This is a genomic window from Agromyces atrinae (assembly GCF_013407835.1).
GTDB lineage: Bacteria > Actinomycetota > Actinomycetes > Actinomycetales > Microbacteriaceae > Agromyces > Agromyces atrinae.
On record NZ_JACCBI010000001.1, the window covers coordinates 2,252,732 to 2,272,668 of the forward strand.

General features: G+C 67.6%; 25 protein-coding genes. 8 read left to right on the forward strand and 17 right to left on the reverse strand.

All coding sequences use genetic code 11. The features are described from left to right. Nucleotides 1-188: 188 nt before the first annotated feature. From BJ972_RS10470 to BJ972_RS10480, 3 genes are all read left to right on the forward strand, one after another. Nucleotides 189-917, forward strand: coding sequence for a VIT1/CCC1 transporter family protein (locus BJ972_RS10470; protein WP_129172497.1), 729 nt, complete (start codon nucleotides 189-191; stop codon nucleotides 915-917). A gap of 300 nt (nucleotides 918-1,217) precedes the next feature. Continuing rightward, nucleotides 1,218-1,574 carry a PadR family transcriptional regulator gene (locus BJ972_RS10475; RefSeq protein WP_129172496.1) on the forward strand — a complete coding sequence of 119 codons (357 nt, stop codon included), beginning with the start codon at nucleotides 1,218-1,220 and terminating at the stop codon, nucleotides 1,572-1,574. An 11-nt stretch (nucleotides 1,575-1,585) separates the two neighbouring features. Further along, nucleotides 1,586-2,317 carry a hypothetical protein gene (locus BJ972_RS10480; protein ID WP_129172495.1) on the forward strand — a complete coding sequence of 244 codons (732 nt, stop codon included), beginning with the start codon at nucleotides 1,586-1,588 and terminating at the stop codon, nucleotides 2,315-2,317. Between the two features lie 21 nt (nucleotides 2,318-2,338). Here the strand turns inward: BJ972_RS10480 and BJ972_RS10485 are convergent, their stop codons facing one another. Together BJ972_RS10485 and BJ972_RS10490 are read right to left on the reverse strand one after the other, a co-directional pair. Beyond that, on the reverse strand, nucleotides 2,339-2,479 hold the full coding sequence (locus tag BJ972_RS10485) for a hypothetical protein (RefSeq protein WP_164989867.1): 141 nt from the start codon (nucleotides 2,477-2,479) through the stop codon (nucleotides 2,339-2,341). A gap of 6 nt (nucleotides 2,480-2,485) precedes the next feature. Continuing rightward, complete coding sequence (locus tag BJ972_RS10490; protein WP_129172494.1) at nucleotides 2,486-2,707, reverse strand: hypothetical protein; 222 nt, start codon at nucleotides 2,705-2,707, stop codon at nucleotides 2,486-2,488. A 145-nt stretch (nucleotides 2,708-2,852) separates the two neighbouring features. Between BJ972_RS10490 and BJ972_RS10495 the strand changes: the two genes are divergently transcribed. Then, entirely contained in the window at nucleotides 2,853-3,164 is a 312-nt protein-coding gene (locus BJ972_RS10495) for a monooxygenase (protein WP_129172493.1), read from the forward strand. A gap of 34 nt (nucleotides 3,165-3,198) precedes the next feature. Here BJ972_RS10495 and BJ972_RS10500 read toward each other — a convergent pair whose 3' ends face one another. Together BJ972_RS10500 and BJ972_RS10505 are read right to left on the reverse strand one after the other, a co-directional pair. After that, nucleotides 3,199-3,696, reverse strand: coding sequence for an anthrone oxygenase family protein (locus tag BJ972_RS10500; protein ID WP_129172492.1), 498 nt, complete (start codon nucleotides 3,694-3,696; stop codon nucleotides 3,199-3,201). A 124-nt stretch (nucleotides 3,697-3,820) separates the two neighbouring features. Then, on the reverse strand, nucleotides 3,821-4,306 hold the full coding sequence (locus tag BJ972_RS10505) for a MarR family winged helix-turn-helix transcriptional regulator (RefSeq protein WP_129172491.1): 486 nt from the start codon (nucleotides 4,304-4,306) through the stop codon (nucleotides 3,821-3,823). Nucleotides 4,307-4,380: 74 nt separating this feature from the next. Here BJ972_RS10505 and BJ972_RS10510 point away from each other — a divergent pair, with 74 nt between their 5' ends. Next, entirely contained in the window at nucleotides 4,381-5,028 is a 648-nt protein-coding gene (locus BJ972_RS10510) for a DsbA family oxidoreductase (protein ID WP_129172490.1), read from the forward strand. A 132-nt stretch (nucleotides 5,029-5,160) separates the two neighbouring features. On the opposite strand, the gene BJ972_RS10515 is transcribed toward BJ972_RS10510, so the two are convergent. From BJ972_RS10515 to BJ972_RS10540, 6 genes are all read right to left on the reverse strand, one after another. Continuing rightward, the gene (locus BJ972_RS10515; protein WP_164989866.1) at nucleotides 5,161-5,646 is read right to left on the reverse strand and encodes an anthrone oxygenase family protein; all 486 of its coding nucleotides are present in this window, start codon (nucleotides 5,644-5,646) and stop codon (nucleotides 5,161-5,163) included. A 19-nt stretch (nucleotides 5,647-5,665) separates the two neighbouring features. Beyond that, nucleotides 5,666-6,349, reverse strand: coding sequence for a DsbA family oxidoreductase (locus BJ972_RS10520; RefSeq protein ID WP_129172488.1), 684 nt, complete (start codon nucleotides 6,347-6,349; stop codon nucleotides 5,666-5,668). Between the two features lies 1 nt (nucleotide 6,350). Next, nucleotides 6,351-6,899 (reverse strand): NADPH-dependent FMN reductase, encoded by a 549-nt coding sequence (locus BJ972_RS10525; RefSeq protein ID WP_179419944.1) that lies wholly within the window; start codon nucleotides 6,897-6,899, stop codon nucleotides 6,351-6,353. A gap of 117 nt (nucleotides 6,900-7,016) precedes the next feature. Further along, nucleotides 7,017-7,391 carry a YybH family protein gene (locus BJ972_RS10530; protein ID WP_129172486.1) on the reverse strand — a complete coding sequence of 125 codons (375 nt, stop codon included), beginning with the start codon at nucleotides 7,389-7,391 and terminating at the stop codon, nucleotides 7,017-7,019. Between the two features lie 101 nt (nucleotides 7,392-7,492). Continuing rightward, nucleotides 7,493-8,035, reverse strand: a complete 543-nt coding sequence (locus BJ972_RS10535; RefSeq protein ID WP_206736463.1) for an RNA polymerase sigma factor — start codon at nucleotides 8,033-8,035, stop codon at nucleotides 7,493-7,495. Nucleotides 8,036-8,148: 113 nt separating this feature from the next. Next, the gene (locus BJ972_RS10540; RefSeq protein ID WP_129172484.1) at nucleotides 8,149-8,439 is read right to left on the reverse strand and encodes a DUF1905 domain-containing protein; all 291 of its coding nucleotides are present in this window, start codon (nucleotides 8,437-8,439) and stop codon (nucleotides 8,149-8,151) included. A 63-nt stretch (nucleotides 8,440-8,502) separates the two neighbouring features. Between BJ972_RS10540 and BJ972_RS10545 the strand changes: the two genes are divergently transcribed. Then, nucleotides 8,503-9,474 carry an RNA polymerase subunit sigma-70 gene (locus BJ972_RS10545; RefSeq protein WP_129172483.1) on the forward strand — a complete coding sequence of 324 codons (972 nt, stop codon included), beginning with the start codon at nucleotides 8,503-8,505 and terminating at the stop codon, nucleotides 9,472-9,474. Between the two features lie 52 nt (nucleotides 9,475-9,526). Here BJ972_RS10545 and BJ972_RS10550 read toward each other — a convergent pair whose 3' ends face one another. Further along, on the reverse strand, nucleotides 9,527-9,982 hold the full coding sequence (locus BJ972_RS10550; protein WP_129172482.1) for a VOC family protein: 456 nt from the start codon (nucleotides 9,980-9,982) through the stop codon (nucleotides 9,527-9,529). Between the two features lie 102 nt (nucleotides 9,983-10,084). Between BJ972_RS10550 and BJ972_RS10555 the strand changes: the two genes are divergently transcribed. Then, nucleotides 10,085-11,065: a helix-turn-helix transcriptional regulator gene (locus tag BJ972_RS10555; protein ID WP_129172481.1), complete on the forward strand. Its 981-nt coding sequence runs from the start codon at nucleotides 10,085-10,087 to the stop codon at nucleotides 11,063-11,065. A 295-nt stretch (nucleotides 11,066-11,360) separates the two neighbouring features. On the opposite strand, the gene BJ972_RS10560 is transcribed toward BJ972_RS10555, so the two are convergent. Further along, nucleotides 11,361-13,877: an MMPL family transporter gene (locus BJ972_RS10560; RefSeq protein WP_129172480.1), complete on the reverse strand. Its 2,517-nt coding sequence runs from the start codon at nucleotides 13,875-13,877 to the stop codon at nucleotides 11,361-11,363. Nucleotides 13,878-13,952: 75 nt separating this feature from the next. On the opposite strand from BJ972_RS10560, the gene BJ972_RS10565 reads away from it, so the two are divergent. Next, the gene (locus BJ972_RS10565) at nucleotides 13,953-14,528 is read left to right on the forward strand and encodes a TetR/AcrR family transcriptional regulator (protein WP_129172479.1); all 576 of its coding nucleotides are present in this window, start codon (nucleotides 13,953-13,955) and stop codon (nucleotides 14,526-14,528) included. Nucleotides 14,529-14,554: 26 nt separating this feature from the next. On the opposite strand, the gene BJ972_RS10570 is transcribed toward BJ972_RS10565, so the two are convergent. The 5 genes from BJ972_RS10570 to BJ972_RS10590 form a co-directional block, all read right to left on the reverse strand. Next, nucleotides 14,555-14,866 carry a putative quinol monooxygenase gene (locus BJ972_RS10570; protein ID WP_129172478.1) on the reverse strand — a complete coding sequence of 104 codons (312 nt, stop codon included), beginning with the start codon at nucleotides 14,864-14,866 and terminating at the stop codon, nucleotides 14,555-14,557. Beyond that, nucleotides 14,863-16,122: a four-carbon acid sugar kinase family protein gene (locus BJ972_RS10575; RefSeq protein ID WP_129172477.1), complete on the reverse strand. Its 1,260-nt coding sequence runs from the start codon at nucleotides 16,120-16,122 to the stop codon at nucleotides 14,863-14,865. Before BJ972_RS10575 ends, BJ972_RS10570 begins: the two co-directional genes overlap by 4 nt. A gap of 74 nt (nucleotides 16,123-16,196) precedes the next feature. Next, nucleotides 16,197-17,525 carry an MFS transporter gene (locus BJ972_RS10580; RefSeq protein WP_129172476.1) on the reverse strand — a complete coding sequence of 443 codons (1,329 nt, stop codon included), beginning with the start codon at nucleotides 17,523-17,525 and terminating at the stop codon, nucleotides 16,197-16,199. A gap of 62 nt (nucleotides 17,526-17,587) precedes the next feature. After that, nucleotides 17,588-18,334, reverse strand: coding sequence for a FadR/GntR family transcriptional regulator (locus tag BJ972_RS10585; RefSeq protein ID WP_206736462.1), 747 nt, complete (start codon nucleotides 18,332-18,334; stop codon nucleotides 17,588-17,590). 89 nt (nucleotides 18,335-18,423) lie between these two features. Next, nucleotides 18,424-19,785: an NAD(P)H-dependent oxidoreductase gene (locus tag BJ972_RS10590; protein WP_129172474.1), complete on the reverse strand. Its 1,362-nt coding sequence runs from the start codon at nucleotides 19,783-19,785 to the stop codon at nucleotides 18,424-18,426. Nucleotides 19,786-19,937 lie beyond the last annotated feature (152 nt).

Below are 19,937 nucleotides of genomic sequence, written 5' to 3' on the forward strand. Positions count from 1 at the left end.
GCGGCGGATAAGGAGATCACGGGGCGCGCACGGCGCGGCGGATGACGCAGGGCGGCATGTCGGGCCCGATCTCCTTATCCGTCGAACCCTTCTCACGCGGCGCACGCTGCGTCACACGCGTGTTCCGCCGAGTCGACCGCGGGCAACCCGGCATAGCCAACGGCGACCGCGAGTGGTTGCATGAGCGCATGAGCGAGACGACAGCCTCCGGCATCCACCCGGGCGAACCCCACCGCGGCGACCTCTCGGGGCGCCTGAACTGGCTCCGAGCCGGGGTGCTCGGTGCGAACGACGGCATCGTGTCGGTCGCTTCGCTCGTCGTCGGTGTCGCCGGCGCGACGGCCGAATCGGCACCGATCCTGGCGGCCGGAATCGCGGGCCTCGTCGGAGGCGCCATCTCGATGGCGCTCGGCGAGTACGTCTCGGTGAGCAGCCAGAGCGACAGCCAGCGCGCACTCATCGCGAAGGAGAAGCGCGAACTCGACGAGATGCCCGAGATCGAACTCGCCGAGTTGGCCGGGCTCTACGAGGCGAAGGGGCTGACTCCCGACACCGCACGACAGGTCGCCGCCGAGCTCACCGCGCACGACGCGCTCGCCGCGCACCTCGAGACAGAGCTCGGCATCACCGAGGACAGCGTCGTCAGCCCTCTCGCCGCCGCGGGCGCGTCGGCCCTCGCATTCACCGTCGGTGCGCTGCTGCCGCTGCTCGCGATCCTGCTCCCACCGGCCGACGTGCGGGTTCCGGTGACGTTCGTCGTCGTGCTGCTCGCCCTCGCGGCGACGGGCTACACGAGCGCGAGGATCGGCGGTAGTCCGCCACTGCGTTCGACCCTTCGCGTCGTCATCGGCGGTGCGCTCGCACTCGTCGCGACCTTCGCGATCGGATCGCTACTCGGAGTGTCGGGCGTCGTCTGACGGTGCCGCGGGCTCGCGGCGCAGGGCGGCGGATAAGGAGATCGTGGGGCACACGCGGCGCGGCGGATGACGCAGGGCGGCGTGTCGGGCCGGATCTCCTTATCCGTCAGCCATCTGCGATCTGGCGCGCGCGCGTCATCCCGCACCCGTCGATGCGCGAGCCGCGTGCGCGGATGCTGCGAATCACGGCGACACGCGGTGCGGCGGATGACGCGGGCGGGGTGTCATCCGTTTTCGCAGCATCCGTGCACAGGGTGACGCACACTTGACACCCTTACTAGATAGACAGACAATCTAGTTATGGAGACAGAACAGCCGGAGGGCGCGGCCGCGTGGCCGAGCGACTGGATGCGGGCGATGCTCGGCGCTTTCACCCTGCGCGCGCTCGAGCGCGGGCCGTCGTACGGCTACGCGATCATCACCGACCTCGAGGCGAACGGGCTGGGCACCGTCAAGGGCGGCACGCTCTACCCGCTGCTGACCCGGTATGAGTCGGCCGGCCTCGTCACGGTCGAGTGGCGCCCCGGCGAAGCGGGCCCCGGGCGCAAGTACTTCGCGCTCACCGACCTCGGGCGGCGCGAACTCGATCGAGTGCGAGACGAATGGTCGCGCTTCAGCACGACCAGCAACGACTACCTGACCCGACGCGAGCAGTGAGGACGACTGTCATGAAGACCACGATGAACAACGACACCTGGATCGACCTCTTCACCCTCGAACTACGCATGCGGCGTGTGCCCGGCGCGGTGATCGGCGATGCCGTCGCGAGCGTGCGCGAGCTGATGGCCGACTCGGGGCAGAGCGCCGAGGAGGAGTTCGGCCCCGCCCGGCAGTACGCGGCCTCACTCGCACTACCGGTGATGGGCATTCGGCAGCAGGCGCTGAAGACCGTGTTCCTCCCGGTGCTCGGGCTCTTCGCGTTCCTCGTCTTCTCGCTCGCGAGCACGGCGTTCTTCAACGACGACCTCCTGCTGCTGTCGGTGCCGCAGGCGCTCCTTCTCGCGGTTCCGATCCTGCTGACGGTGATGTTCTCGTTCTATCCGCGATCGGTGCTCCGGCTGCGATGGTTCCCCGTGATCCTCGTGCTCGTCGCGGGTGGCTCGGGCGCACTGGCGACACTCTTCTCACCGTCATCCCCCGCCGACGCCTGGCTGGTGATCTCGGCGCTCCCACTCATGATCGGCACGCTGAGCGCGCTCGTCGTGATGTCGATCGTGGGAACCATCGTGACCCTCCGAAGCCGAGACGCCGACGAGATCGTCGAGCCGCTCGAGGCACGCGACGACGCCCGACCGCGCGGCCGCCGCCTCGCGTTCCTCATCGTGACCGATTGGCTCTTTGTGATTCTCACCTTCGTCATCTTCGCGATGACCTGGGTTCTGAGCAGCCTTCGCCCGTAACGCGACGCGCGGGTTGCCGCTCTACGTCACGATCGCGTCGGTCGACGGAAACTCGGCGAAGCTACCGTCAGGTTCCGTCGGAGCAAGTTCGAGGTAGCTAAGGCGATCGTCGTCGATGAAGAGCATCAGCATCGCTCCCTCTGACCACGCGTCGAGCACCACCCGCCGTTACGCTGAGCGCGGGGTCGCGCCCGCGGCATCCGTGAGCTCGATGGTGGGACAGGTGCCGCACCCGCAGGCATCCCCTGCCCACGTGCCGGCGGCCTGCGTGAGCCAACGGGCGCGATCAGCACTCGTGACCGGCCCATCGTTCGTCGTTCCCCAACCGATCAGCGCCTCGAGCGCGCCGCGCTCGCGCGGGGTGAGCGCTCGGGGTGTGACGGTGTCCACCGTGCAAGCCTACGTTCGCACCTCGTGCGACACGGCACCGGCCGCGGCCCGGCCGTGGCCCGGCTGCGGCGAAACATCCGTTCACAAAACCGCTCCGGGAACACCGGATTACTAGGTTGAGACGAACCACCCGAAAGGACTACTCATGGCCCACCTCGTCGTCTTCGACTTCCCTTCCGCCGGCCCCTTCGGGGGCGACGCCGCCGCTGCCTTCGGCGAACTCGCGCTCGACATCGCGCAGCAGGAGGGCATCATCTGGAAGGTCTGGACCGAGGATGCAGCGGCCGGCACCGCCGGCGGCGTCTACCTGTTCACCGACCGGGCGGCGGCCGACCGCTACGTCGAGTTCCACACGGGTCGCCTGCAGTCGTTCGGCATCGACGGCATCACGGCCACCCACCACGGCGTCAATGAAGACCTCTCGCTGATCACTCACGCCGCGCTCTCGCGCGACTGAGCCCGGGCGGCGAAGAGGCTGTGACTCTCAGCTCTTAGGCCGCGGCGACCAGCACTACCGCAACAAGGGCAGCTATCGCCGAGAAGGACGTCGTCCATGTGCGCGCTGTGTTCATCAGCGTCCAGGGCTTCTCGAACTGGGCACGCGCCTCTGCAAGTTGAGCTGCATCATGGATATCACCGAGGGCGATGAGGCGGTTGTTCATCGGCACGTTGATACCCAGCGTGAGCACAAGAGTCACCCCATAGAGCACAAGGCTCAGGAGGGTCAGTACCAGCACGAGCCATCCGTCGAACGCGAAGAACTGCACAATCGTCGCAGCGAGAAGAGCCGCAGGCCCGATGTTCGACAAAGCCATGAAGACGGGATTGTGAACGGCCTCGTTGATGTGCTGATTGGCGGAGACAAAAACGCGGTCGTCGGCGTGCCGCAGTCCGGGCATCACCGAGTTGGCATAGCCGAGAACGTATCCGGCAACGAGGCCGATGGAGAGAGTGGCGGCCGCCAAGAGAACTAGGGTGGCAATGGACATACGAATCCGATCTTCTCGCTGCCCCGCCGAGTACACCTCAGCGGGAGCGGAACTCTCGGACCTGTCGTCTCGGAATATTCCCGGTCGCCATTCTACTCAGACGGACGACAATCTCATCGACCTGTTACCCCTCGGCGCTGCGGGTGGCGACCCTCCATAGCAGTGTTCGCAACGACGCAATATCGTCGGTGGTGAATCCCTGCAGGCTCTGGTTGACCGCCTCGTCGCGAGCAGCCAATGCGCGGTCGAGAATCTCGTAACCGGCGTCGGTGGTGCGAGGACGACGAACTCTCTTGTTGGACGGGTCGACGACCCTGACGAGGAAGGATCGCTCCTCGAGTCGGTCGATGATCGCGCCCAGCGTCGTCTTGTCGAGGCCGAGCGTCTGCGCGATCTCGATCTGGGTGCGCGCCACGCCATCGCCAGCAACCGCGAGAACAAGCGTGTCGCGCATGTCTTTCAGGCCCACCGCGCGGCAGGCAGCATCGAACTCCCCGGTCAATGAGCGTTCGACACGATGCACCAACCAGGTGAGGTCCGACGAGAACGGATCGTCGATCGCGGCGCACGGCTTGAGCGCTGGGGTGTCGAGGTCGACGTCAGGAAGCATGCAGCCATTCTATTTCATCCGAAACAAGATCATCCGGACTCGGATGTTAGACTCGATCGACGAAAGGACATCCGATGAAGATTGAGATGTGGGCCGACATTGTCTGCTCGTGGTGCGGGATCGCGAATAAGCGCGTCAACGAGGCAGTGGCTCAGTTCGCTCCAATCGGAGAGATCGAGTTGGTGCATCGATCTTTCCGCCTGCTCCCCGATCTACCTGACGGCACAGGGTTCGAATTCACTGAGTACATGTCGAAACAGCGCGGGGTGCCGCGAGCTCAGGTCGAACAGCTCGCTGCGCGGGTCGAGGGTATCGCTCAGGCTGACGGCATCGAGGCGTATCACGTGATGGGAAACACCATCGGCAACACAACAGCTGCACACGAGTTCCTCGCGTGGGCGACCGAGCAGGGAATGCACCGTGAGGCCTGGGACCTCCTCTTCCATGCGAACTTCGCGGAGAGGGCAGAGATCTGGACCACCGACGAACTCGCCGCCTTCGCACCGCGACTCGGGCTCGATGCCGAGGGCGCACGAGCGGCCCTGAGTGCTCAGCGCTACCGCGGCCAGGTCGAAGAAGACCACGCCGAAGCACTCGCGCTCGGCTCGCAGGGGGTTCCCTTCCTCGTGATCGACCGCAAGTACGGCATGTCCGGCGCCCAGAGCGTTGAAGCTATCGTCAACGCCCTGCAGACGGCCTGGGAAGAACGATCCGCCGCATGACCGACAACATTCAGCTACTCACCGCGGCGGGTGCCGACGGAATCTGCGGCCCCGACGGCTGCTTGCTCCCGCCGGATCATCCCGCGACCACCGAGATCGAAGGCACTTCCTCGGCTGCCGCGCCAGCACTCCTCATGAAAGAAGTACCAGCGCAACAAGAGAGGTGATGACGGCGGCGACGGCGGTCGCCGAACGCCACGCGTTGGCTCGCGTCCACGGCTCCTCAAATCCCGACCGCGCCTGTGCGAGCTCCACAACAGCTGTTCCGACTGAGAGCAGGGCATTGTTCAACGGCACGTTGACGAGAAACGTGATGCCGAGGGTCGCTGCGTAGAGCGCCAGGCTCGACGAGATGAGCAGCATCGCCACCCATCCCGCCCCCGACAGCGCCCCGGCGATCAACGCAGCGCCCAACGCGAGAACCGGCAGGTTGCTGAGGCCGATGAAGATCGGATTGGGCACCGCCGTGATCATTTTCTGGCTAGCGACGACGAACGTTCGATCATCCGCGCTTCGCAGTCCGGACATGACCGAGTTGCCGTAGGCGAACACGTACCCGGCCACGAGGCCCATCGCCACCACGGCGACCGCAAGGGCTACGACGAGGAGCGTCTCCATAGGTTCTCTTTCTCGGCTCTCAGCATCCATCGGGAGTGCAGACGCCGACGGATGCCTCGTCGGGCATCTCGTCGCCGATTCTCGTGAGCGCGTCCTTCAGCGCCGCGAGCGGCTGGGCTCCCGAGATGAGGTGCTCGCCGTTCACCACGAGTGCGGGCACGCCGCGCACCCCGTACTGCGCGGCTCGCGACAGGTCAGCCGTCACGGCATCGGCGACGGCGTCCGATTCGTAATGCGCCGACCAGGCGTCGACATTGATACCCGAGCCCGCGATCGCCGAACGGATCACACCGTCATCCCCGACGTCTTTGCTCTGTATAAAGAACGCGGCCTGCAGGGCATCGAACGCATCCCAGTACGCCGCTTCGCCGCCGACGAACCAGGCCGCCTTCGCGGCGCGGAGCCCGTTCAACGATGTCGGAAACGGGAAGTCGGAGTTCTGCATGCCGACGATGTTGAAGCGGTGCAGATCGTCGTTCATGTTGGCGGCGCGCCAGTGCGAGAGAATCTCGCCCTTCGCACGTTCGCGCGAGCCGAACATGCGGTCGAAGTCGCGCGGCTCCGACACGAGCGCGAACGACCGATGCACGATGTCGACGTTCGGCATGCTCTCGACGAGCTGACGCATGCGGTACGACATGGGGAAGCAGAAACTGCAGATGACGTCGTGGAAGAACTCCACCTGAATGCGGGGCTTCGACATCTCAGACCTCCGCGCGCTCAGCCGCGAAGAGCGCAGAGACGGCGTGCTGGATCTTCGCGCGAAGCGCCGACTCGTCGGCCACTGCGCCATCGGGAGCGAGCTCTTCGCCGAACTTCAGGCCCACCACCGGCTCGATGATGTTCACCTGGATCACGCGCAAGGTGTTCTGAAACACCTCGACGGCGCTCTTTTTGTCGTACCAGTTGTAGGTGACGACGACGGCGCTCTTGCCGTTCCATTGCTTGTACACCCAGTCGATCGCGTTCTTCTGGAGCCCGGTCATTCCACCGTTGTATTCGGGCACGACGAACACAAAGGCATCCGCTTCATCGACCTTGTCGGTCCACTTCTGCACCGCATCATGTGTGATCGTGTAGCCGTCGAAGGCCGGCACGATCGGGCTGTCGACGAACGGCAGCGTCATGTCGTCGAGAGTGGCCACATCGACGGACACGCCCTCGTGTGCGGCGAGCTCCGCTTCGATGAAGCGAACGAGCTCGGTGCCGGCAGTCGTGGGGCGGGCGCTTCCGGGAATGATCAAGACCTTCATAACAACTCCTTCTGGGGAGAGACACGAGGCGAGCACTCGCTCAGCCTCGAAATATCAGGGGAGAACGGCGGGGTGGCGGCGCGCACGACGCCACCCCACCCGTGCGGAAACCGCCGATCAGGCGGTGCCGAAGGGGTTGTCGATCGCGTAGCGCCAGCCGTGCTGCTCGTCGAAGACGGCGACGTCGGCCGTGGTGCCGGCGAGGTTGATCTCGGAGCCGTCGGGGGCCGTTCCGGTGATCGTCCAGTCCGCGATCGCGAGGCCGGTGTTCCCCGACTGGAACACGTGGCGCACGGTCATCGTGATCGGCAGGTTGAGTCCGAGGAACTGCTCGAGCGCGCCGCGCACGGCCTCCGCACCGGTTACCGGCGTGCCGGGAGCGGGTACGAAGACGACGTCGTCGGTGTTCAGCGCGACGAGTCCGTCGAGGTCACGCGCGTTGAAACGATCGGCGAACGCGACGTTGAGCTGGTCGAGAGCGGTCACAGTCATGGGTTGTCCTTCCATCCGGGCCGGCACGGTGCGGGCCTCTAAGGAGAAAGACGCTGTGAAACGGAATGTGTGACATGCCGCATCCGATTTTTTTCGAACGGTCAGGATGCCGGGTTCTCGGCCCGATCTGACATACCCGACTGCTTGCATGCGGCGAGTGCCTTGCGGCCCCGGGCGATGCGCTGGCGCACGGTCGCGGGTGTGAGGCCCAGCCGATCGGCGATCTCTGCCGTCGAGAGGTCGTCGACGGTATGCAGGAGCAGCGGCTCGCGGAGCGTCTCGGGCAGCGCACGAAGCGCCTCGAGGGCGCCGTCGAGGATCACCCGCATCTCGACGTCGCTGACGACGTTCTGGGTGTCGGCCACGTCGTCATCGAGCGCCACCGCGGGCCGGCGGGATCGCTGGCGGGCGAGGTCGATGGCCGCGTTCCTCGCGATGGTGTCGAGCCACGCGCACATCTGGCCAGGCTCGGGAGCGTGCAGGTGCTCGATCGAGCGCCACGCGCGCAGCAGGGCGATCTGCGCGACGTCGTCGGCATCGTCGAGGGGAACGCCGAGCGAGATGCTGCGCCGCCGCAACCGCCCGGGGTCATCGGCGATCATCGCCGTCAGCGACGCCCGTCGCCCGTCGCCCGATTCCGTCATCAGCACTCTCCCGTCGCCGTCATCCCTCATCAGGGTACGTCGACGCGCGGCCCCGAGCGCATCGCGAGAGCCGCGCGGGAGGCCGGTGCCCTCACAGCACCGGCCGACTCCGCTCAGCTGAGCCGGCGTGACAGGTGGACGGTGACGACGTCGCCGATGTCCTTGCCCAGGCGTTTTCTCGTGGCTGCATTGAGCGAGAGCATGTGCCCTCCTCGACCGGTGACCATCAGCCCGACGTTCATGAGGTCGACGTCGTCGACGGTCGCATCGACGCGCACCGCCCTACCCGTGCCGAAGAAGGCGGCCGAGTCGGGCATCTCGACGCAGGCCCAGGTCTCGCCCTTCACCTCGACCCCGATCCGAGCGGTGAACGTGTGGTCGAGCGCGGTCGGTTCGCGTGTCATGGCTTTCTCCTTTGTACAGAACTCTCACCCAGTGAGACTGCCGAGACCGGGCAGAATCGTCGCATGACCGAGATTTCGTTCGCCGAAACCCGCGACGAGTCGCTCGATGAGCAGTTCGGCCGAGTCGTCGACCCCCTCCGGCGCGAGGTGCACGCCCACTGTTACCGGATGCTCGGCTCCGCCTTCGACGCGGATGACGCAGTGCAAGAGACACTGCTACGCGCGTGGCGGTCCTTCGAACGGTTCGACGGCCGGAGTTCTGTGCGCACCTGGGTCTACACGATCGCGACCCGTGTGTGCATCGACGCGTCGACGTCGCGCGGGCGTCGCGCACTCCCGGTCGATCTCGGGCCCTCGACCGAGGTCGGCCCGGCACACCTCGCACCGCACGATGATGTGCGCTGGATCACTCCCTACCCCGATCCGGTCGATGCCAGCGAGCGTCGGAACACCATCGAGCTGGCTTTCAGCGCTGCACTCCAGCGGTTGAATGGTAACCAGCGCGCCGCCTTCCTCCTCAGCGATGTGGTCGGATACAGCGCTCCCGAGGTCGCCGAGATGATGTCGACGACGACGGCCTCCGTGCACTCCGCACTCGCGCGAGCACGTCGGGCGCTCGGGGAACGATCGGGTTCCGAGACAGCTGCTCCTCCGGCATCCTCCGAGACGGTCGCTCTCGCTCGACGCTTCGCGGCAGCCCTCGCCGACGCCGACCTCGACGGGTTCGTCGACCTGCTCACGCCCGATGTCACGTGGGAGATGCCTCCCCTGGCCGAGTGGTACGAGGGGCGACGCGCGGTGGCCGCGTTCGCGCAGGCCGTGCCGATGACGCAGTGCCCGAGTTGGCGCACACGACTGCTCGTCGCGAACGGTCACCCCGCGGTCGCGTTCTTCCTCGGCGATGGCGAGAACCCCAAGCACCGACCCTGGTCGATCACCGTGCTCGTGCCGCGTGGTGACCGGATCGCGTCGATCTACTCGTTCCTCGATGCTCGGTTGTTCGCCCGCTTCGGCCTCCCGGAGTCCGTGCAGTGACCGCAAGCGTGGCCGGGGAGACGGTGTTCGCCGCCTCCCCGGTCCGTACCCCCTACCCAGCGGCGACGTCGATGACCCAGGTCACCCCGAAGCGGTCGGTCAGCATGCCGAAGCCCGGGCTCCACGGCGAGGCGGCGAGCGCTTCGACGATCGAACCGCCCTCGGCGAGGGCCGACCAGTAGCCCTCGACCTCGGCGAGGTTCTCACCTCGAACCGACACGAAGAAGGCCGCATCGGTGAGTGTGACGCCGTTCTCGCGTCGAGTCGTGCCCGCGTCATCCGCCGGGTTCGACACCGCGCCGGGGATGTCGTAGGCCATCACTCGGAAGCCATCGGCGCTGACGACCTGGCCGAAGACCACCCCGTCGGCGCCGGGCGCATCCGCGGGCATGCCGAAGTCGCTGTACGTCGCGATCGTCACCTCGCCGCCGAAGACCTCGTGGTAGAACTCCAGCGCCGCGCGGGCGGTTCCGGCGAAGTTCAGGTGCGTCGTTGTCGTGATGCTCATGGGTGCTCCTCAGAGGTCGTGAGCCGGGCTCGTCCCGGCGAGACCCACACTCACAGGTATGCAGGACAGTTTCGGTCCTCGACCGTGGTTAGCATCGAACACGTGAACACGACCTCGCGCCTCCTCACGCTGCTGTCGCTGCTGCAGATGCGGCGCGACTGGCCCGGCGCGGTGCTCGCCGATCGCCTCGCCATCAGTCATCGAACGGTGCGGCGCGACGTCGAACGCCTCCGAGCGATGGGATATCGCATCGAGGCGACCATGGGCCCCGACGGCGGCTACCGTCTCGAAGCGGGTTCCGAGCTGCCGCCGCTGCTCTTCGACGACGATCAGGCCGTCGCGATCGCCGTCGCGTTGCGGTCGGCGACCGTCTCGGGCGTCGGCATCGAGGACGCATCGCTCCGGGCTCTCACGACCGTGAAGAAAGTGATGCCCTCGCGACTGCGGCATCGCCTCGACGCGCTCGAGTTCACGGCTGTGCCCCGCGCGGACGGCGATCGCGCGCGGGTCGAGCCCGAGGTGCTGGTGACGATTTCGAGCGCCATCCGTGCGCGCGAGGTGCTGCGGTTCGACTACGCCGTGCAGGCGACGGATGACGGCGCGTATCGACCTTCGCGCAGCGTCGAGCCGCAACACCTCGTCACCCACGCAGGCCACTGGTATCTCGTCGCGTGGGATCGCGATCGCGACGCGTGGCGCACCTTCCGCGTCGACCGACTCACGCCCCGCACGCCGACGGGGCCTCGCTTCGAGCCGCGAGCTCTTCCGACCGACGACGTCGCGGCCTATCTCCAGGCACAGTTCCGCGGATCGACGTCGACCGCGTGGCCATGCACCGGCACCGTCATCCTTCACCGCCCCGCTGCCGAGGTGCTGCCGTTCGCGGGCGACGGCATCGTCGAAGACGCGGGCCCCGACCGTACCCGGCTCACGGCGGGGTCGTGGTCGTGGATCGCGCTCGCGGCGTCACTCCTGCGCTTCGACGCCGAGCTCGACGTGGTCGAGCCTCCCGAACTCATCGACGCGTTCGCCGAACTGTCGGCGCGAGCGGCCCGCGCCGCCGTCCCCTCCGCGATCGGATGACGAGGGCAGGTCACCTCAAGGGTCGAAGATGAGGCCCAGCACACCGCTCGTGACGACGAGGCCGACCGCGATGATGACGAGCGACAGCACGATGATGAGGCGTCGCGTTCGCGTGCGGTCGTCATTCACCCGATCACCTTCTCACGCGCCCTCACGTTCGTAGGGGAAAGCGCCGAAGTAAGGCGATAAGTCGCGCACATCGCCTACGCAGGGCCGTTTCCCCTACAAATCCGGACGGGCGCAGCGACAAACCCGGATGGGCCGAGCGCCGGCGGGCGGGGTGAGGACGCGCGCCCTACGCGATCGGGTGACGACGCTCGAGCTTCGCGCCCTCCACGTCGACGTCGGGCAGCAGACGGTCGAGCCACCGCGGCATCCACCACGCCGACCTGCCGAGCAGGTGCATGATCGCGGGCATGAGCAGCATGCGCACGACGAATGCGTCGAGCAGCACACCGAACGCGAGGCCGAAGCCGATCGAGCGGATGATCGTCGCCTCCGAGAAGACGAACCCGCCGAAGACCGACACCATGATGAGCGCCGCGGCGATGACCACGGAGCGACCGGCGCGGAAGCCCTGCACGACCGCGAGCCGAGCCGACGACCCGTGCACATACGCCTCCCGCATTCCCGTCGCGAGGAACAGCTGGTAGTCCATCGCGAGTCCGAAGAGGATGCCGACGAGGATGACGGGCAGGAAGCTCAGGATCGGTCCCGTGCTGTGGAGGCCGAGCACCTCGCCGAACCAGCCCCACTGGAACACCGCGACGACGGCGCCGTAGGTCGCGAAGAGCGACAGGATGAACCCGCCCGTCGCGATGAGCGGCACAAGCAGCGACCGGAACACGAGGATCATGATGAGTAGCGACAGCCCGACCACGACGGCGAGGTAGAGCGGCAGCACGTCGGCGAGCCCCTCGCTGATGTCGATGTTGATCGCGGCCTGACCGGCGACGCCGAGCTCGATCCCGTCGGGCAGCGTCGACAGTTCACGCAGGTCGACGACGAGGCGTTCGGTCGAGAGGCTGTTCGGCCCCTCGACGGGCACGACCTGGAAGGCGGCGAGCGACGAGTCGTCGGAGACCGCGATGGGCGCGACGGCGACGACGTCGGTCTGGTCGGCGAGCGTCTGGGCGACGAGCACCTGGTTCTCGAGCACGCCGTCCTCATCGAGGCCGTCGGGCAGCGTCGCGGTGACGAGCAGCGTGCCGTTCGAGCCTGCGCCGAACTGGTCCTCGATGACGGTGAACGCCCGGTACGACGACGAGTCCTCCGCCTCGGACGATCCGTCGGGCAGGCCGACGCGCATCGAGAGAGCGGGGATCGCGATGGTGAGCAGCACGGCGGCGCTCGCGAGCACGGTGACGATCGCGCGGAGCGTCGACATGGGGCGGAGTTCGCGCTTCGGACGGGATCGCTTCGCCGTGTCATCCGTCGCCGGGTCCTGGCCGATGCGCGCCCGCGCGCGACGGCTGAGGAGCTTCATGCCGACGAGTCCGAGAAGGGCCGGGGTGAGCGTGATCGCGATCAGCACGGCGATCGCGACGCTCACGGCACCCGCCGTGCCCATGAGGCCGAGGAAGGGGACGCCCGTGACGTTGAGGGCGAGGAGGGCGACGATGACCGTCGCACCGGCGAAGACCACCGCGTTGCCCGCGGTGCCGTTCGCGAGCCCGATCGATTCGTGCACGTCGGCGCCCTGCAGCAACTGCTTGCGGTGCCGGTTGATGATGAAGAGCGAGTAGTCGATGCCGACCGCGAGGCCGAGCATGACACCGAGCATCGGGGTGACGGAGGCCATCTGCACGACGCCCGAGAACGCGAGCACGCTCACGGCGCCGATCGCGACGCCCATGATGGCGGTGAGGAGCGGCAGCACGGCGGCGAGCGCCGAGCCGAGGAGCACGAGCAGCACGACGGCGGCGATCGCGACGCCGACGACCTCGCCGACACCGAAGATCTCGGGAACGCCCTGCGCGATGTCGGTCGAGAACGAGACCTCGACGCCGTCGATCGGGTCGGACTCGAAGTGCGTCATGACGGCCTGCTTCGACTCCTCCGAGAGTTCGAGGCGCGGTTCGGTGAAGGCGACGTTGACGAGTGCGGCCGACGAGTCGTCCGAGACGAGACGGATGCCGGAGGCGAGGCTCAGCAGTTCGCTTCCGCGTTCGAGCCGGGTGCTCTCGACGGTGAGTTCGTCACGCGACGAGTCGATCTGCGCCTGCTGCGCGTCGAGAGCGGCGACCTGCGCGTCGAGAGCGGCTTGCTGGTCGTCGAATGCTCCGAGCATGTCGGCGGGGGTGCCGGCGGCGACCGCCTGAGCGCGAGCGCCGTCGAGCTGGGCCTGACCGGCGGCGAGCTGCTCACGACCCGCGTCGAGCTGGGCCTGGCCCGCTTCGAGCTGGGCGGCGCCGGCGTCGAGCTGTGCGCGGCCGTCCTCGAGCTGCGCGGCCTGATCGGCGCGCTGCACTTCGGAGGTGAAGGGATCGATGACGTCGGCGACGTCGGGCAGGTCTCGCGCGTCGGCGATCCGTTCGCCGATCGCCGTCTTCTGCTCGTCGGTGAAGGCTTCGCCGTCGGTCGTCGTGAGCACGACGGTTCCCGATGCGCCGCTGAACTCGGGCAGGCGCTCCTGCAGCTCCTCGATGACGTCGCCCGATGCCGTGCCCGGAACGTCGAAGCTCGAGGTGAGGCCGCCGAAGCCGACGAGGAACCCGCCGACGGCGAGAGCGAGCACGGCGAACCACGCGCCGATGACGACGCCGATGCGCCTCGCGGAGAAGGTTCCCAGACGGTACAGAAGCTCGGCCAACAGATGTCCTCTCGAGACGGTCGGGTTAGATCATACGCAACGTCTCGTCTACGAAGATGTCCATAAGATGTGAAGATGTCCGACCACCGTCAGGGTCCCGTGCGCAGCGAAGCCGCTCGCATCGCGGTACTCGAGGCGACCGCGCGGCTCTTCGCGACCCGCGGCTACGACCACATGACCATGGAGGGCGTCGCCGCCGAGGCCGGAGTCTCGAAGCAGACGATCTACCGCTGGTGGCCGTCGAAGGGCGCACTCATCGCCGACTGCCTGCTCGAGCGGCGTCTGCTCCCCGACCAGCTCACTCTGCCCGACACGGGTGACGTGCGGGCTGACCTCACGTCGTGGATCGCCACGATCTTCCGCGTGCTCGACCGCGCGGGCGAATCGTTGCTCCGCTCGCTCATCGCCGCCGCGGCCGAGAACGTCGAGGTCGGCCAACGCCTGCACGCGAGCCTCGGCATGGAGTCGTCGCTCACCGACCGGCTCCGCAGTGCGATCGACGCCGGCGAGCTGCGGGCGGACGCCCCACTCGCCGAGATCGGCGAGGCGCTCGTCGGCTCGCTCATCCTGCGCGCGCTCAGCCGGCAGACCGTCGACGAGGCGGGTGCGGCCCGCTTCGTGACCGCCGTGCTCGGGGCGTCTCGCGCGTAGGGCGGTCGCCGGTCGGCGCGGGCGTCTTAGAGCGCGCCGCGCACCGCGTCGCCGACGGGGATCGCGTCCATCAGCGTCACGCGCACCGGCTCGGCGATGAGCTCGGCGATGTCGGCGTTCAGAAGCGTGACGGGATCACCCTCGGCGTGCGCCGCGAGCGCCTCGCGCGACGTCCACTTCTCGATCATCGTGATCGTGCCGTCCTCGGCGTCGTGGATCGCGTAGAGCTCGCAGCCGTCCTCACCGTGAACCGCTTCGATCCCCCGCCGCATGGCGGCGACCATATCGTCCTTCTGCCCATCGCGGGGCACGAAGATCGCCGTGACCACAACACTCATGCCGCACTCTCCGTTTCGAGACCGAGGGCGGCGAGCACACGAACGAGGGTGTCGGGCTCACCGACGTTGCCGGGAACGACGACGTAGAGGATCTCCCGGCCATCGTACGACGTCATCGTCCAGACCGAGACGCCGGGGAGCACCTGCCCGACGACGGTCGCCGAGGTCGCCCCGATCCCGATCCGAGCGACGTCGGCCGAGGTGATGCCGCCCTTCGAGACGACGACGCCCACGTGGGGCAGGAGGTCGCGGACCGCGGTCGTGAGCGCCGTCATGACGAGTTCGCCGTGCGCGAGCGTGTCGTGTTCGGCCGAACGCGCGCGTTCGGTGGCGAGGATCGCGAGGCCGCGGCTCGCGAGCGCATCGCCCGCCGCCCGGCTCGCATCGTGGCCGGCATCCCCGGGCGCCTCGAGTGCGCGCACGGTGTCGATGACGGATGCCGCACCCCACGCCGCCTCGACGGGCGCGAGCTGAGCCGTGGCTCCGTGCGTGTGCGAACCGCACACGAGCAGCACCGGCTGCGGGGTCGGGATGAGCGGCGTGTCGAGCAGTCGCGTGCTCGCGACACCCGCGAGCGCGGCCGCCAACGGCGCGGCGGATCGCACGACGACGCGCGCACCCTCGGCGAGCGCAGCATCGACCGCGTCGGCGATGGCGACGATGTCGCGGGCGTCGACGGCATCGGGCACGACGACGCTTCCCGCGGGGGCTGCGGCGAGCACCGCTCCGAGGCCGCCGTCACGGACGACGTCGAGGCTCACGGGAACCGCGGGCCGTCCCGACTTCTCGCGGACGTAGTCGACGAGCACGCCCGTGCCGAAACCGAAGACGGGGTCATCCGCGTACTCGCTCTCGTGCGCCGGAACGTCGACCCCGGCGACGCGCACGTAGTGCACGCCGTCTCGCGTGGTGCGGCCGCCGTCGGGGAACGCGGGCACGAAGAGGATCACGCCGTCGTCGTCGAGGAAGACCTCGGTCTCGGCGAAGACATGGCCGCGGAGGGTCGAGTCGCCGCGCAACACGAAGCGCACGGGCTCGCCGAGGCGCTCGCACGCGGCGGTGCCATCGGCGAGGATGCGGCGCGCCAGCTCGACGGCCTCACCCTCGGACAATGCACGGCTGTTGGTCTGCACGTAGACGGAGTCGACCGTGCGCAGAGCCTCGGTCAGGATGTCGACGTCGCTGCCGAGCAGCACGGTGACGCCCGATGCCGACTGCGTACCCGTCGGGTCGTCGTCGAGGACGATGGTTTTCATGGGTGTGACTCCTTCAGAGGTCGGAGGTGCGGGCGGGTTCACCCCGCCCGCACGTGGCCTGAGCGGCCGGTCGTTCAGCGGCTGGCGATGACCGCGTCGACCGCGGCACGGTTCTTCGCGCCCCACGTCTCACGCGTCACGAGGGTGCCGATGAGGCCGAGAGCGCCGCATGCCATGTAGACCCACGCGACACCGCCCCATCCGAGGGGAACGGCGACCGCCGTCGCGATGAGGGGGATGAAGCCCGAGATGGCGGCCGAGAACTGGTAGCCGACCGATGCGCCCGATGATCGGGTGTTGGTGTTGAACAGCTCGGAGAACCAGGCCCCCTGCGTTCCGGCGAGCGCATCGTGGATGATCGACATCCCGATGATGTAGACGAACACGATCAGGTACGGCACCCCGGTGTTGACGAGGAGGAACATCGGGAAGGCGAAGGCGATGAGGGCGAGCGTGCCGACGAGGTAGACCGGCTTCCTGCCGATCCTGTCGGAGAGCGCTCCGAAGAGGATCGTCGTGAACAGACCGATGCAGGCCGCGATGATGAGGCCGGTGAGCGCCGTGGCACGGTCGGTGATGGGCTCGTCGCCGGTCGTGAGGTACGACAGCATGTAGGTCACGATGACGTAGAAGCCGCCCGACTCCGCGAGGCGGAGGGCGATGACGCGGAGGATGGTGCGCCAGTCGTTCTTGAAGACCTCCATGAGCGGGTTCTTCACGACGAGGCCCGCGGTCTTCGTGTCGACGAACTCGGGCGATTCCGAGACCTTGGCGCGGATGATGAGGCCCGCGATGATGAGCACGGCCGACAGCAGGAACGGGAGGCGCCACGCGAGCTCGCTGTCGAGGTTGCTCGACCAGAGGAACACGAGGTTGGCGAGGAGGAGGCCGAGCGGAACGCCCGCCTGCGGGATCGCGGTGTACCGACCGCGCTTCTTCCACGGTGCGTGCTCGAACGTCATGAGGATCGCGCCGCCCCACTCGGCTCCGAAGGCGATGCCCTGGATGACGCGGATGAGCGTCAGGAGGATCGGCGCGAGGATGCCGACCTGCGCGTACGTCGGCAGCACACCGATCAGCACGGTCGAGATGCCCATGAGCAGCAGGGCGCCGACGAGAACGGGCTTCCGGCCGATCTTGTCACCGAGGTACCCGCCGATGAGCCCGCCGAGCGGGCGCATCGCGAAGCCGATCCCGAATGTCGCGAAGCCGAGGAGGACGCCGACGACGGGGTCTTCGGCGTGGAAGAAGACGGTGTTGAAGTAGAGCGCGGCTGCGGTGCCGTACGCGAGGAAGTCGTAGTTCTCGATCGTCGTACCGACGGCACTGCCGATGGCGGTGCGGAGCTTGTCGGGCGATCCGTGTTCAGCGCGCTGCGCGCGTTCGTTGGTGATGGTCGTCATGTCGGTTCATATCTCCCTTGATGATGAAGCCAGTCGAGGCCTCCAGCGCGGGAGCCGAACCTTCAGGCCCGGGGTTGTCTCCCGCTCTGCGTGTCGATGTTGTAGAAGTCGGCGATGTGCCGGGTGACGAGCTCGCTCGCTCGTGGACCGTCTGCGGCGACGATCGCGTCGAAGATCTCTCGGTGCTCGGCTCGGACCGTGCGAGCGGTCTCGCGCCAGTCGTCGAGATTCGCGTACACCTCGACCATCTGCCGGTGGATCGCCGTGCGGAGCGATCCCATGAAGTGGGCGGTCAGGGCGTTGCCGGTGGACTCGGCGATCCGCATGTGGAAGGCCGCGTCGAGACTGTTGAACTCCGAGGAGTCGATGCCCGGGTCATCCATGCGGTCGAGGATCTCGGCGAGGGCGCGGTGATCGTCGTCATTCGATCGATAAGCGGCCTCCTCCACGCTCCAGGCCTCGAGCGAGAGGCGCGTCTCGAGCACGTCGCTCCAGCTGAAGTGCGACAGAGCGATCTGCAGCTTGAGGAGGTTGACCATCCCGTCGCCGGGGGTCGAGACGAGGACTGCGCCGCCGTCCGGCCCGCCGCCCCGCCGGATCTCGACGATCCCGAGGGCCTCGAGCACGCGCAGGGATTCCCGCAGCGACGGCCTCGAGACTCCGAGCGAGATCGCGAGCTCGCGTTCGCTCGGCAGTCGGTCGCCCGCCTTCAGCCGCCCGTCGAGGATCCGCTCCTCGATCTGTGCCATGACCTGCTCGTAGGTGCGAATGCGCTGCACCGGCTCCCACGGATCGCTCGTCGTCCCCACGGATCTGCTCCTCCGGTCGCCCATCGCCACGACGCGTGGCGTGTTGTTCGTCCATCGTAGTTTCCGTAGTCAGACGGTCAGACCGTGGATCAGAGGGCGGCGGCGTGCTCGGCACGGAACTCGGCCTCGAGCTCGCGACGGATCTGGACGGCGAACTGCGTCTCGTCGACCTCGACGTCGTCCCACGTGACCGTCTGGTCGCGGGGCACATCGCGGATGAGCTTGGCACCGTGAGCCAGACCGAGGGGCAGGGCGTGCACGTCGAGCGACCGAGCGGCGGGCGCCAGCTTGCCGAAGACGGTGTATCCGCCCTCCCCGTCGAGCGTGTCGCCGGCACGGAGGTCCTTCTTCGCGGTCGTCACGACGTCGCCGCGGAAGCCGGTCGGCGCTCCGGTGGCCTCTCCGCGGACCACCGCGGCGGCGATCGAGACCCCGAGCTCGAGGCCGATCATGTGGTACGGGCGATACAGCGAGCCGTAGCGGCCGGTCGAGTCGGTGTGAACGCCGTACTCCTGGAAGCACTGCACGGCGTAGTCGGTCGTCGCCTCGAACGTCACGTAGACGCCCCAGCGCAGGTTGTCGGGCACCTCGGTTCCGTCGCGGTACATGCTCGACGCGATTTCGACCGTGCCGCGACGCGTGAGGCTTCCCCCCTCGAACCGGTTCTCGCGGAAGACCGTGGGCAGATCGTCCTTGCTCGCGGCGGGAAAGAGCAGCCCTTCCTCCTGCGGGATGAGTCCTGTGCCGTTCGCGACGGCGGCCATCTCAATCGCCGACTTCGTGCCGTCGAGGAACGAGTTGAACATCTTCGGGTTGTAGTCGCCCGACGCGAGCTGCTCGTCGGTGAAGCCGTAGTAGTTCCACACGGTGTCGGGCGTCGAGTAGTTGTACTCGGGCAGGTACTTGGTTCCCTTGCCCGCGGCGACGACGTCGAACCCGACGGTGCGGCACCAGTCGACGAGCTCGCAGATGAGGGCGGGCTGGTCGCCGTAGGCCATGGCGTAGATGACGCCCGCGGCCTGGGCACGACGCTGCAGGATCGGGCCCACCATGCAGTCGGCCTCGACATTGACCATGATGACGTGCTTGCCGTGGTCGATCGCGGTGACGGCGTGGTACGTGCCCACGAGCGGGTTTCCGGTGATCTCGAGGATCACCTCGACGCGGTCGTTCGTGAGCAGCTGGAGCGAGTCGGAGACGACGGCCGTGCCTCCCGTGCGGAGCGCCTCGTCGACGCTCGCCGCCGCGTAGCGTGCCGACGGCCAACCGGTGCGGGCGAGTGCAGCGCGGGCCTTCGCGACATCGATGTCGGCGACTCCGACGACGTGGATGTTGTCGCTGCCGACCGCCTGCGTGAGGAACATCGACGCGAACTTGCCCGCTCCGATGACGCCCACGCGAATGGGGCCTGCCTCTGCGGTGCGCTGCTGCATGAGCGTGAAGAGGTTCACGGTGTACTCCTTTGTATGACTCCGGATCGAGGCGACCGGACCCTTGGGTCAATGGTCAGACCATCACGATGTGAACACGGTACCTATGGTCAGACCATCTGTCAAACAAACCGTGGGAATCCGCCGTCGGCACCGCGCGGCGTAGGCTTCTC